The sequence below is a fragment of the Stenotrophomonas sp. TWI602 genome (assembly GCF_039674045.1).
GTDB lineage: Bacteria > Pseudomonadota > Gammaproteobacteria > Xanthomonadales > Xanthomonadaceae > Stenotrophomonas.
Window position 1 is genome coordinate 26,979 of the sequence record NZ_JBDJMT010000019.1, and the last position, 13,201, is coordinate 40,179.

10 protein-coding genes are annotated in these 13,201 nt (G+C 67.9%); 6 read left to right on the forward strand and 4 right to left on the reverse strand.

The genetic code is table 11. From position 1 onward, the window contains the following. Nucleotides 1-88: 88 nt before the first annotated feature. The 6 genes from ppx to ABE483_RS15230 all read left to right on the forward strand — a co-directional run bounded on the left by ppx (nt 89) and on the right by ABE483_RS15230 (nt 8,962). Nucleotides 89-1,615 carry an exopolyphosphatase gene (ppx, locus tag ABE483_RS15205; RefSeq protein WP_313209572.1) on the forward strand — a complete coding sequence of 509 codons (1,527 nt, stop codon included), beginning with the start codon at nt 89-91 and terminating at the stop codon, nt 1,613-1,615. 229 nt (nt 1,616-1,844) lie between these two features. After that, entirely contained in the window at nt 1,845-4,754 is a 2,910-nt protein-coding gene (locus tag ABE483_RS15210) for a TonB-dependent receptor (RefSeq protein WP_346481965.1), read from the forward strand. Between the two features lie 147 nt (nt 4,755-4,901). Continuing rightward, the gene (locus ABE483_RS15215) at nt 4,902-6,041 is read left to right on the forward strand and encodes a glycosyltransferase family 1 protein (RefSeq protein WP_346481966.1); all 1,140 of its coding nucleotides are present in this window, start codon (nt 4,902-4,904) and stop codon (nt 6,039-6,041) included. After that, nucleotides 6,022-6,555: a phosphatase PAP2 family protein gene (locus ABE483_RS15220; protein WP_313209580.1), complete on the forward strand. Its 534-nt coding sequence runs from the start codon at nt 6,022-6,024 to the stop codon at nt 6,553-6,555. Before ABE483_RS15215 ends, ABE483_RS15220 begins: the two co-directional genes overlap by 20 nt. A gap of 88 nt (nt 6,556-6,643) precedes the next feature. After that, complete coding sequence (gene lpxH / locus ABE483_RS15225; RefSeq protein WP_313217347.1) at nt 6,644-7,387, forward strand: UDP-2,3-diacylglucosamine diphosphatase; 744 nt, start codon at nt 6,644-6,646, stop codon at nt 7,385-7,387. Nucleotides 7,388-7,474: 87 nt separating this feature from the next. After that, nucleotides 7,475-8,962 (forward strand): DUF2235 domain-containing protein, encoded by a 1,488-nt coding sequence (locus tag ABE483_RS15230; protein WP_346481967.1) that lies wholly within the window; start codon nt 7,475-7,477, stop codon nt 8,960-8,962. Here ABE483_RS15230 and ABE483_RS15235 read toward each other — a convergent pair. The 4 genes from ABE483_RS15235 to ABE483_RS15250 are packed head-to-tail and all read right to left on the reverse strand — an operon-like array spanning nt 8,935 to nt 13,120. After that, nucleotides 8,935-9,795 (reverse strand): ferritin-like domain-containing protein, encoded by an 861-nt coding sequence (locus ABE483_RS15235; protein ID WP_313217344.1) that lies wholly within the window; start codon nt 9,793-9,795, stop codon nt 8,935-8,937. The genes ABE483_RS15230 and ABE483_RS15235 overlap by 28 nt on opposite strands. Before the next feature lie 9 nt (nt 9,796-9,804). Continuing rightward, nucleotides 9,805-11,271, reverse strand: a complete 1,467-nt coding sequence (gene purF / locus ABE483_RS15240) for an amidophosphoribosyltransferase (RefSeq protein WP_019185825.1) — start codon at nt 11,269-11,271, stop codon at nt 9,805-9,807. 30 nt (nt 11,272-11,301) lie between these two features. Then, nucleotides 11,302-12,033 (reverse strand): CvpA family protein, encoded by a 732-nt coding sequence (locus ABE483_RS15245; protein ID WP_346466517.1) that lies wholly within the window; start codon nt 12,031-12,033, stop codon nt 11,302-11,304. A gap of 58 nt (nt 12,034-12,091) precedes the next feature. Further along, a complete protein-coding gene (locus ABE483_RS15250; protein ID WP_346463648.1) occupies nt 12,092-13,120 on the reverse strand; it encodes an SPOR domain-containing protein in 1,029 nt (342 codons plus the stop codon). Between the last annotated feature and the right edge of the window lie 81 nt (nt 13,121-13,201).

Here is a 13,201-nt window from a genome sequence, read left to right on the forward strand (position 1 = left end):
GCCCCTTCGATGCGACCGGTCGTCGCAGCCTGCCCATGTGAAGGGCGCGCGGTGACTTCGCGACCCACCGTTCGGCTAACATTCGCAAATGCCGCATACCTCCACGACTCCGCCCGCTTTGCAGGATGGCGACCTGCTCGCCGCCATCGACCTGGGATCCAACAGTTTCCACATGGTCATCGCGCGATACACCCTCGGGCAGTTGCGGGTGGTCGACCGCCTGCGCGAGACCGTGCGCATGGCCGATGGCCTGGATGGCAAAGGCGGCCTGTCCGCCGAGGCCCGTCAGCGCGCGTTGGAATGCCTGGCCCGGTTCGGCCAGCGCATCCGTGCGATCCCCTCGGTACGCGTCCGCGCGCTGGCCACCAACACGGTGCGCCAGCTGCGCTCGCCGCAGGCCTTCCTGATGCCGGCCGAAACCGCGCTCGGGCATGCGATCGAAGTGGTCAGCGGCCGCGAAGAGGCGCGTCTGATCTACCTCGGCGTGGCCCATGCGCAGCCGCCCAAGGCGGACCAGCGCCGGCTGGTGATCGATATCGGCGGTGGCTCCACGGAATTCATCATCGGCCAGGGCATGCAGACCCTGGAGCGCGAAAGCCTGCAGGCCGGCTGCATCGCCAGCACGCGCCGCTTCTTCCCGGGCGGCAAGCTGAGCAAGAAGCGCTGGAAGGACGCCTTGACCGAAATCGGCGCGGAGTTCCAGCAGTTCGCCAACAAGTACCGCGCACTGGGCTGGCACGAAGCACTGGGGTCCTCCGGCACGCACAAGGCGATCAGCGAAATCTGCGCCACCATGAAACTGAGCAAGGGCGCGATCACCGCCGAGGCATTGCCGCAGCTGCGCGATGAGCTGCTCAAGGCCAAGCGCATCGAAGACATCGATCTGCCGGGCCTCTCCGCGGATCGTCGCCCGATCATCGCCGGTGGCATCCTGGTACTCGAAGCCGCCTTCCAGGCACTCGGGCTGCAGAAGCTGCTGGTCAGCAAGGCCGCGATGCGCGAGGGCATTCTCTACGACATCCTCGGCCGCGCCAGCGAGAACGACCTGCGCGACGAATCGGTCGCGGCACTGACCCAGCGTTACGGCATCGATACCGTCCAGGCTGATCGCGTGGAAAGCACGGCCATGAACCTGCTCGCCCAGGTCGAAGAAAGCTGGCAGCTGGATCCGGACGATGCCCGCATGCTCGGCTGGTCCGCGCGGCTGCACGAGCTCGGCCTGATGATCGCGCACAGCGGTTACCACGTGCATGGCAGCTACGTGCTGGAGAACTCGGACATCGCCGGTTTCTCGCGGCAGGAACAGCAGCTGCTGGCCGCGCTGGTGCGCAGCCATCGCCGCAACATTTCCAAGTCCGCCTTCGATGCACTGCCCGAACGTCTCCTGCAGCCGGCACGGCGCATGACCGCGCTGCTGCGCCTGGCGGTCCTGCTCAACCGCGCGCACGAAGACACACCGATGCCCGCACTGGAACTGACCGCCGATGACGCGCGCTTGTCGCTGATCCTGCCGCAGGCGTACATCGATGCGCGTCCGCTGCTGCGCGCGGACCTGATCGGCGAAACCGAGGGCATGGCCGGGCTGGGGGTGCAGTTCCGACCCTTCGTTGCCTGACGCTTTTTGCCTGCTTCGTAGCGTGCATCTGCAGCAATTTTCAGGCTGACTTCGCAGAACGCCGTACCCGTGAATTATTTGTGAGAACACCCTCACATCTCCCTCATGGAAACTTAACCAATCGATCTACTCTCGGGACACCGGCCTTCACACGGCTGGATTTTTGAGGAAGGCGGTACTTGGTCCGCCGACCTCTTGGACGTCGTTCCGATAAGAGAGAGAGTCGATCATGTCTTCATCCACCACCCCGTTGGGGCAGGCGATCCGCCTTGCCCTGGTGGCCGGCACCGCTGGCCTGGCTTCCACCGCCGTCCTCGCCCAGGACGCCACCCCGACCACCCTGGACCGCATCGAGATCACCGGATCGCGCATCCGCCAGGTCGATGTCGAATCCGCCCAGCCGGTGCTCGCGATCAGCCGCGCCGACATCGAGCGCCAGGGCTTCAGCTCGGTCGCCGACATCCTGCAGAACCTGACCGCGGTGGGCAGCCCGTCCATCAGCCGCTCCAACGTACTGGCCGCTGGCGAGAACGCCGGTGGCACCTACATCGACATGCGCAACCTCGGCGCGCAGCGCACCCTGGTGCTGATCAACGGCAAGCGCCTGGGCATCAACACCGGCGGCTACCAGGACATCTCCAGCGTGCCGGTCTCGGCGATCGAACGCATGGAGGTGCTGAAGGACGGTGCCTCGGCGATCTATGGTTCGGACGCCATGGCCGGCGTGATCAACATCATCACCCGCAGCAACGTCAATGGCGTCACTGCCAACGTCTACCAAGGCCAGTACAGCCAGGGCGATGGCGCGCGTAACAGCGTCGACGTGGTGGCCGGCTGGTCCAACGACCGCGCCTCGCTGACCTTCTCGGCCGAGCACACCGAAGAGAAGGGGGTGTGGGCACGCGATCGCTGGTTCAGCCAATTCCCGAACACCACGCGCCACCCCGGCGACGACTGGACCCAGGTCAGTCAGTGGGGTCAGATCAACGGCCTGAAGGGCCCGGGCTGCACCGCCGCGGCAGGCTGCAACTACTCGCTGGATCGCGGTACCGGCCCGACCAACCCGGCCAACTATCATCTCAGCGACCTGACCCCGTTCACCGGCGATGTCAGCAACGCACCGGAGCAGATGCACCTGATCTCGCCCCTCAAGCGCGATTCGCTGTTCCTCGATGGGCGCGTGGACCTGACCGATGACATCCGCCTGACCACGCAGCTGGGCTACAACAAGCGCACGTCCACCCGCCAGGTGGCCGGCTATCCGCTGCAGTCCGCCACCGCCGGCATCGGGCCGATGTCGGCCGACAGCTGGTTCAACCCGTTCGGCAACCACCACGGCCATGGGAACCCCACTGACATCGCCTGGAACCGTCGCGCCTGGGAGGTCCCGCGGGTCAGCACCAGCGAGCTGACCACCTGGCGCGCCGTGGCCACGCTGGAAGGCAGCTTCGAGGTGGGCGAGCGCTACTTCGATTGGGAAGTGGGCTATCAATACAACCGCAGCGAACTGCTGCAGACCTCCACCGGCAACCTCAACAAGGAACGCGTCAAGAACGCGGTCGGCCCGTCGTACTACAACGAGGCTACCGGCAAGGTGGAATGCGGCGTTCCTGGCGCGCCGATTGCCGGCTGCATGCCGTGGAATCCGCTGGTGCCCTACGGCAGCAACGACCCCAATGGCCTGACCGGCAACCAGGCGCTGATCGACTACCTGTTCCCGCCGGAAATCTCCCGTGGCAAGACCACCACCCGCAATGCGTTCGCCAGCATCGCCGGCACGGTGATGACGCTGCCGGCCGGTGATCTGGGCTTCGCCTTCGGCGTGGAAACCCGCAAGGAGGCCGGTGAGTTCATCCCCGATCCGCTGGCCCAGAGCGGTGCCACCACCAATCTGGCCGCCGGTCCGACCGGGGGCGGCTACAAGGTCAATGAGGCCTACCTCGAGCTCAGCGTGCCGATCCTGGCCGACCTGCCCGGCGCGCGTGAGCTGAGCCTGAGCGCGGCCACCCGCCACTCGGACTACAACACCCTGGGCAACACCCTCAACAGCAAGTTCGGCTTCAAGTGGAAACCGATCGAGCAGCTGCTGGTGCGTGGCACGTGGGCGCAGGGCTTCCGTGCCCCCACCATCTCCGATCTGTACGGCGGCGGCTCGGAAACCTTCACCACCGGCTACCGTGATCCCTGCGACACCGTTTACGGTGCCTCGGCCAGCAGTGCCGAGGTCCGCGCACGGTGCGCCGCCGACATCGCCAATGCGGACAGCTACCGCCAGCTGCGCCAGGGCGGCGTGCCGATCACCAGCAGCAGCGCCCAGACCCCGGTGCCGTTCACCAACGGCTCCAACCCGGATCTGCAGCCGGAAACCTCAACGAGCCGTACCCTGGGTCTGGTCTGGAGCCCTGGCTTCGTGCCCAACCTCAACGTGGCGCTGGACTGGTGGAAGATCCGCATCGACAACACCATCGTCAACGATCATCCCAACGACCTGCTGCGCGACTGCTATGAGCAGGGCATCGCGTCGCGCTGCAGTGGCTTCACGCGCGATCCGGTGACCGGCATCGTCGACACGCTGAAGTACGGCAAGCGCAACTCCGGCTTCCTGGAAACCGAAGGCTACGACCTGGAGCTCAGCCACCATCTGGATACCGCTTACGGCAAGCTGACCACGGGCTGGACGACCACCTATGTCAGCTCGTATCTGTCGCGTACGACCAACGACACCGACGTCGTGCCCACCCCAAGCAACGGCATCGGCAGCGGCTTCCGCGTGCGCTCCAACCTGACCCTGGGCTGGGACGTGGGAAACTTCGGGGTGAGCTGGACCGCGCGCTATTACGCCGGGGTCAAGGAACGCTGCATCAACGCGACGACCCGTCCGGACGAATGTTCCGACCCGGGCGTGCAGGCGCCGTGGTACGCCGGCTCGCGTGACTACAACCAGCGTGGCTCGGTCACCTTCCACGACCTGCAGTTCCGTTACACCCTGCCGTGGGATGCGACCGTCTCGGTCGGTGCCAACAACGTGTTCGAAAAGTACGGCCCCATCATGTACAGCCAGCCGAACTCCAACTTCTCCTACTACGGCGGCTACGATATCGGGCGTTTCATGTACATGAAATATCAGCAGCGCTTCTGATCGCCGCCGGGTAACAACGCTTGATCGCCACGGCCCTTCGGGGCCGTGGCTTTTTACTGCCGGTGCGTGCGTCATCCCAACGTCATACGGCGGTCATGTCGGCTACATCGCCCGGCCCCAGCATGCGTGGCATACCGGAGGCCCGCCATGCGCTATGCCATCGTCACCGAAACCTACCCCCCTGAAGTCAACGGCGTTGCCCTGACCGTACAGGGCCTGGAACTGGGGCTGCGTGCCGCCGGCCATCAGGTCGATCTGGTCCGGCCCCGGCAACCCTCCGATGCCGAGGCGGTGGACGGCACGGTGCTGGTCACCGGCGCCAACCTGCCGCGCTACCCCGGCCTGCGCTTCGGCCTGCCCGCACCCTCCCGCTTGAGCCGCCAGTGGCAGCAGCAGCGGCCGGACGCGATCTACATCGCCACCGAAGGCCCGCTGGGCTGGTCGGCACTGCGCACCGCGCGGCGCCTCGGGATTCCGGTCGCCACCGGCTTCCATACCCGCTTCGATGAGTACCTGCCCGACTACGGCGTGGCCTGGCTGCAGGCCGCCGCGCTGCGCTGGATGCGCCGCTTCCACAACCAGGCCGATGCCACCCTGGTGCCGACCCAGGAGCTGCAGCAGTTCCTCGGCGAGCAGGGCTTTGATCGCGTGCGCCTGCTGGCGCGCGCCGTGGACAGCAGTCAGTTCGAGCCCGAGCGCCGTGACCCGGCGCTGCGCGAGGAGTGGGGCATCGATGGCAACGGCTTTGCCGCGATCTACGTCGGCCGCATCGCCCCGGAAAAGAACCTCGGGCTGGCGGTCAAAGCGTTCCGCCGCCTGCAGCAGGTGCGGCCGAAGGCGCGGTTCGTGTTCGTCGGCGATGGCCCGTCACGCGCCAAGCTGGCCCACGACAATCCGGACTTCATCTTCTGCGGCGTGCAGCGCGGGGATGCGCTGGCGCGGCACTTCGCCAGCGGCGATCTGTTCCTGTTCCCCAGCCGCAGCGAGACCTTCGGCAACGTCACCCTTGAAGCCATGGCCAGCGGTCTGGCCACGGTCGCCTTCGATTACGGCGCCGCCCGGGAATACCTGCGCACCGATGAGAGCGGCATCGCCGTGAATGACGACAGCGAGTTTGTGACCGCCGCCGTGCAGCTGGCCGGCGACGACGCCCTGCGCCACCGGCTCGGCCGCACTGCCGCCACCGCGATGAAGCGGCTGCATCCGCAGCACGTGGTCGCCGAGTTCGATGCGCTGCTGGCTGAACTGGCCCAGGCCCGGAGGCCGCATGCCGACCACGCCGCTTGATGCCCTGCGCGGGCGCGAAACCCGCTGGTGCCGCCGCGCCAACCACTACTGTCGGCACCGCCGGATCCGCCATGCCTTCGCGGTGATCAGCCGCCTGGGCGATGGCGCGTTCTGGTACGCGCTGATGGGCGCGCTGGTGCTGCTGGACGGCCTGGATGGCCTGCGTGCTTCGTTGCACATGGCCGCCACCGGCTTGATGGCACTGCTGCTGTACAAGGGCCTCAAGCGCTGGACGCGCCGCCCGCGGCCATTTGCCGCCGACCTGCGCATCCGCGCCTGGGTGGCGCCGCTGGACGAGTTCAGTTTCCCGTCCGGGCACACTCTGCACGCGGTGTCCTTCACGATCGTGGCACTGGCCTACTACCCGTGGCTGGCCCCGTTGCTGGTGCCGTTCACCGTGCTGATCGGCCTGTCGCGGGTGGTGCTGGGCCTGCACTACCCCAGCGATGTGCTGGCCGCGACCGGCATCGCCGCACTGCTGGCCGCCGCCAGCCTGCAATGGCTGCCGTTGTAGCCAGGATCGCCGCGCCCCCTTTCGACTCGACAAGGGCAGTTCACCTGTCGCGCTGCCTCGCCCCGTGATCCCGTTTTACAATGGGTCCATGACCACGCTGTTCATCTCCGATCTGCACCTGGACCCGAGTCGTCCAGCCATCACCGACCTGTTCCTGGCCTTCCTGCGCGATGAAGCGATGCAGGCCGAGGCCCTGTACATCCTGGGCGATCTGTTCGAAGCCTGGATCGGCGATGACACGCCCTCCCCGGCCGCCGATGCGGTGGCCGTCGCGCTGCATGCCGTGGCCGATGCCGGCGTGCCGGTGTACTTCATCCGCGGCAACCGCGATTTCCTGGTCGGCGAGGACTACGCGCGCCGCGCAGGGTTCACGATCCTGCCCGACCCGAGCGTGATTGATCTGTATGGCCGCCCGGTGCTGCTGCAGCACGGCGACCTGCTGTGCACCGACGATATCGCCTACCAGCAGTTCCGCACGCAGACCCGCGACCCGGTGTTCCAGGCGCAGTTCCTGTCGCAGCCGCTGGCCGCGCGCATCGCCTTCGCACAGAAGGCGCGCGATGCCAGCCAGGCACGCCAGTCGGAAATGAAGCAGGGTGACCGTGCCCAGTTCGAGACCGTCACCGATGTCGCGCCGGCGGAAGTGGATGCCACCTTCGGCCGCTACGGCGTGGACACGATGATCCACGGCCACACCCACCGCCCGGCCATCCACGCGCTGCAGGCCGGTGGCCGCGACTGCACCCGCATCGTGCTGGGCGACTGGTACGAACAGGGCTCGGTGTTGCGCGTCACACCGGACGGCTGGACACTGGATTCGCTGGCGACCTGACGCCGGCAGCGGCCTGGCCTGCCGTGCTGTTCCGGCGCGGGGCTTCCGCGCTACCTTAGCCGGGCATCCTCGGGGAGCAGGGACGATATGGTGGTGGCAGCTACCCAACCGACGACGGCGCCGACGGTGTCCCTGCACATCGGTCTGTTCTTCGACGGCACCCGCAACAACGCTGACAACCTGCAGCGCGCCTCACGCCCGGCAGGCGCCACGACGCCCACACCGCGCCCACCGGCCGTGGTCGCCGATGATGCCTCCCCGTACCAGAGCCGCTTGACCAGCAGCTACAGCAACGGCCTGACCAATATCGCGCGGCTGCATGCGCTGTATCCGGACCATCGGCAGATGCCGCCCGCAGGCAACACGCTCGCGCTGTCGCTCTATATCGAGGGCGTGGGCACGCGCACCGGTGAAGACGACGACCTGTTGGGGCTGGCGTTCGGCATCGGTCGCACCGGTGTCCGCGCGAAGCGACGCCGGGCGCTGGAGCAGCTGCTGCCCGACGCGCTGCGCCAGCTCGCCCGTGCGCACCCTGGCCACGTACTCGGCAGCGTGCGGATGGATCTGTTCGGCTATTCGCGTGGCGCGGCCAGCGCGCGCGACGCGGTGAACGTGCTCAACGCACCCGGTGCCGCCGCGTGGCTGCGCGAGCAACTGGTGCGCTCGGGCTGGTCATTGGCGCCGGGATTTCCAGACACGGTGCGGCCGGTGCGCTTCGTCGGCCTGCTCGATACCGTGGTGGCGATCGGCCGCCAGCATGGCGATGAGATGCCGGTGGTCGCCCTGCCCGCCGGCTGCGCGGACAAGGTAGTGCAGCTGGTCGCGCGCGATGAGCACCGCGAGCATTTCGCGCTGACCAGCGTGGCGCCCGAACATGAAGAGATCGCGTTGCCAGGCGTGCACGCCAACATCGGCGGCGGCTACGACCAGCGCATCGAAGGACCCAAGCTGCTGAGCCGGCCGGAGGGACAGCTGCTGCGTGGCACCGGACTGGCCGCAGGCGATGTACCGCCGCTGGCGCTGCTGCGCGCGAGCACGGTCTACCGCGCCGCACAGGCGACGTGTCGGCGCTGGCAGCGCGCACTGGGGCTGGGGGATGACGCGATCTGGGTGGATGTCTGGCACCACTGGCAGCAGCAGCGGGTCGCCGGCAGCCGCAGCGTCCTGCCGCAATTCACCCTGCGGGCGTACGCGGCGGTGGTGCTGCGCCGCGAGATCGATGCGCGTTACCAGTTCATCGCGCTGCGGCTGCTGCACCAGCGTGCGGCCGCGGCAGGTGTCGCCTGGACAACCTCACCGGACGCGTTGCCCGCACTCGCACTGCCCGCGGCACTGCAGCCCATCGCGGCCCGGTTGCTGGCCGGCCATCCGCTGGATGCCGCGCAGGAACGCACGCTTCGCCAGCATTACCTGATGCAGTCCGCGCACTGGAACTTCGATGCCCTGGGCGACACTGCCCTGCTCTATGCCGCCGATGAAGGCGCGCGGGAACTGCCGTATCGGCCGGGGCCAGGGCTGTTCTACGTCAACCGGCCGACCGAAAACGGTCAGCGCGTGGTGCTGGCCAACACCTGACCGCGCAGTTCGGTCTGTTCGATCAGCTCGGCCAGTTCTTCTTCGTCGAAGCCGGCGAGCAGCCTGGCTTCCAGGTTGAACGGGCCATACAGGAAGCCGCCGGCGTACTCGCGCAGCAATGCCATGAACCGCGGGCGTGGCTCGACGTTCTCGCGCGTGCAGTACCAGCGGTACCATCGCGAACCAGCGGCCACATGCGCCACCTCTTCGCGCAGGATGATCTCCAGCACATCGGCGGTGGCATGGTCGCCTCCGGCGCGCAGCTTCACGATCATGCCCGGGGTGACATCCAGCCCGCGCGCTTCCAGCACACGCGGCACCAGCGCCATGCGCGCGAGCCCGTCATGCGCGGTCTTCTCGCACATTTCCCACAGGCCGTTGTGCGCGTCGAAATCGCCGTAGGCATAGCCGTTGGCCTGCAGCCGATCGTGCAGCAGCATGAAGTGGCGCGATTCGTCATCGGCCACGCTGACCCAGTCGGCATGGAAGGAGCCCGGCAGGCCGCGGAAACGGTAGACCGCATCCCAGGCCAGGTCGATCGCATTGAGTTCGATATGCGCGATGGCGTGCACGAACGCCGCGCGCCCTTCCACGCTGCCCAGGCCACGACGCGGCAGATCCCGCGGGTGGACGAGTGTGGGCCGGGCCGGGCGGCCCGGCATCCGGATCGGCTCCGGCGCCGGCGCATCGGCCGGTGCCTTCAGGCGACCGGCACGGAACTGCACGGCGTAGTGCTGGGTCAACGCGACCTTGCGCAACGGATCCGGCTCGGCCAGGCACTGCTGCGCGGCCTGCAGCAGATCGCCGGCCGCGCTGTCCAACACGTCACTCATGCCCTGCCCTCAGGCGCGACGCTTGTGCTTGGCATCGTCCGAACGCAGCTGCTGGATGCGCTCGAAATAGCCCGGCTCGATCCCGGTCGGGTAGACGCCGTTGAAGCACGAGGAATCGAACGACTTCAGCTCCGGGTTGCCTTCGCTCACCGCCGCTTCCATGTCCTCGATGTCCTGGTAGATCAGCCAGTCGCAGCCCAGGTGCTTCTCGATTTCTTCGATGCTGCGGTTGTGCGCGACCAGTTCTTCGGCGGCCGGCATGTCGATGCCGTAGATGTTGGGGTAACGCACCGGCGGCGCGGCGCTGGCCAGGTAGACCTTGCGGGCACCGGCGTCGCGCGCCATCTGCACGATCTGCTGGCTGGTGGTGCCGCGCACGATCGAATCATCGACCAGCAGCACCACGCGGTTGCGGAACTCCAGGTGGATCGGGTTGAGCTTGCGGCGCACCGACTTCACCCGCTCACCCTGGCCCGGCATGATGAAGGTGCGGCCGATGTAGCGGTTCTTGATGAAGCCTTCGCGGTACTTCACCCCGAGCGTGTTGGAGATCTCCAGCGCGGCATCGCGCGAGGTATCCGGGATCGGGATGATGGTGTCGATGTCGTGATCCGGGCGCAGGCGCAGGATCTTCTCGCCCAGCTTGATGCCCATGCGCATGCGCGCCTTGTGCACCGAGACGTTGTCGATCATCGAATCCGGGCGGGCGAAGTACACGTATTCGAAGATGCACGGGCTGTGCTCGACCGGTTCGGCGCAGACTTCGGAGAACAGCTCGCCACGCGCGGTGATGACCAGCGCTTCGCCCGGGCGCACATCGCGCACGCGCTGGAAGCCGAGCACGTCCAGTGCGGCCGATTCGGAGGCCACGATGTATTCGTCGCCTTCGGCGTGGGCACGCTTGCCGAGCACCAGCGGGCGGATGCCGTGCGGATCACGGAAGGCCACCAGGCCCAGGCCCAGCACCACGCTGATCACCGCATAGCCACCCTTGACGCGGCGGTGCACGGCGGCCACGGCGCGGATCGCCGCTTCCGGGGTCAGCTGGCGCTGTGCGTCCAGTTCGAACGCGAACACGTTCAACAGCACTTCGCTGTCCGAGTCGGTGTTGACGTTGCGGCGGTCCTGCTCGAACACCTGCTGGCGCAGGGCTTCGGTATTGATCAGGTTGCCGTTGTGGGCCAGCGCGATGCCGTACGGCGAGTTCACGTAGAACGGCTGCGCCTCGTCCATGCCTTCCGAACCGGCGGTGGGATAGCGCACATGCGCGATGCCGACGCGGCCTTCCAGCGTGGACATCCGCTTGGCATCGAACACATCGCGCACCAGGCCATTGGCCTTCTGCACGCGCAGGCGGGTGCCGTCGGCGGTGGCGATGCCGGCCGCGTCCTGGCCACGATGCTGGAGGACGGTCAGGCCGTCATACAACTGCCCGGCGACGTTCTGGTTGCCGACGATTCCGACGATGCCACACATGGTGCGAATTCTCCGCTGGGCTGCGCCCATCTACAGTGAAGGTGGCCGTGCCTGGCCGGAGGTACCGTTCCGTGCCGGAGCGGTGTCGTCCGGACGCGGATGCGCCGGCTCGATATTGACTGGCAGTGTGGAAGTCGGCCCGCGCGCCGCAGCGTCGGCAGGTGCCGTCTCCCTCCCCTCGTCAACGGGACGCGGCCATCCGCGCCCTGCCACTACTTCGCCAAGGACGCCATTATCGCCTGTCGCGAGCGGCTTGCCCAAATCCATCGTCGGCAGTTGCGGCAGATTCACCTCCGGCAACGCCATCTCGGGCAGCTGCGCCTGCATCCAGCGCACCCCGGGTTGCAGCAGCGGCCGCACCTGCGAGGTCTGCCAGGCCGGCTCCTGCGGCAGCGGCGTGAAGGCGGCCAGCATCAGCAGCACGCAGCCCAGGAAGGCGCCGCGGACCAGGCCCAATGCACCGCCCAGCAGGCGGTCGGCACCGGTCAGGCAGGTCACTTTCACGGCCGCCTTGATCAGCATGCCGATCAGGCCGACGGCGATCATGACGATCAGGAACACCCCCAGGTAGCCGGCAACGTAATGGCCGGTGCCCGGTTCCAGCGGCGCCGCCCACCAATGGGCTGCGTCATTGCCGAACAGGAACGCGGCCCAGCCGGCCAGCAGCCAGGACAGCGTGCTGACCACGATGCCGACGAAGCCGCGCATCAGGCCAAGCAGGACGGAGGCCCCGATCAGGACCAGCAGGACGATGTCGATCATGCCGGCAGGCCGCGCGGTAGGCGCCGTCCAGCGGGTGCGGGGCGGCGCAGCTCAGGCATCAGGGGTGCGGGCGGACCATGCCGGCCACGCCGACCTTGGCGGCCACCTGGGCCTTGAGGTTCTCGGCATCGGCGCGGTTGGCGACCGGCCCGACGCGGACCCGGTTGAGGGTGCCCTTGTCGGTACGGACCTGCTCCACGAAGGCGCTGAAGCCGGCGGCGCGGACTTTGTCGCGCAGCGCGTTGGCCTCGGCCGCCTGGCCGAAGGCACCGAGCTGCACGGCGAAACCGACGCTGCTGGCGGCCGGGGCCGCCGGAGCAGCCGGTGCCGCGACGGCAGTCTCGGGCTTGGGCGCCGGGGCCGGCTTGGGCTCGGGCTTGGGCGCGGCCGGCTTCGGTTCGGGCTTGGCGGCCGCGACCGGCTCGGCCGGCAGGGATTCGGTTTTCACGGTATTGCCCGCCGGCGCGGCGGCAGCACTGGAGGCGGCCGGAGCCGCCGACGGGGCCGGTGCAGGGCCGGCCGGCGTGGCGGCAACCGCGGTATCGGCGCGGGCATCCAGGGTGATGACCTCGGCCTTGACGTCATTGCGCACCTTCACCGCCTGCAGGCGGCCGGCTTCGGCCAGCGCGCGATCGGCGTAGGGACCGACGCGCACGCGCCAGGCCTGACGACCGTTGATCGTGGCCGGCTCGCGGAAGCCGGCGAGCTGGGCGCTCTTCAACGAAGCGATGACGCGGTCGGCATCGGCTTCGGTGGCATAGGCACCGAAGCTGACGGCGTAGTTGCCGGCGGCGACGGCCGGCGAGGTGTCTGCCGGCGCCGGATCGGCGGCGAGCGCAGCGCTGTCGGCCAGCGGCTGGGTCGTGGATGCCCCGCTCTGCAGGCCGGTGGCGCCACCGGTGGGGGCGACCAGCGGCAGCTCGCGGGTTTCGAACTGGCCATCCGACGGCGCGGCCGGTGCACTGATCGGCACGTTGGCGACACCACTGTCAGGTGCGGGACCCTTGACCAGCATGGGCAGGAAAATCACGGCCAACGCCACCAGGACGATGGCACCAATCAGTCGCTGTTTCAGAGGAGTATCCACGTGAAGGCAGGCAGGCGGCGCGGCGGAATGCCACGGCAATTATACGGGTGCGCGCGTGTGCGGCGGCTGATGCGGCTGAAC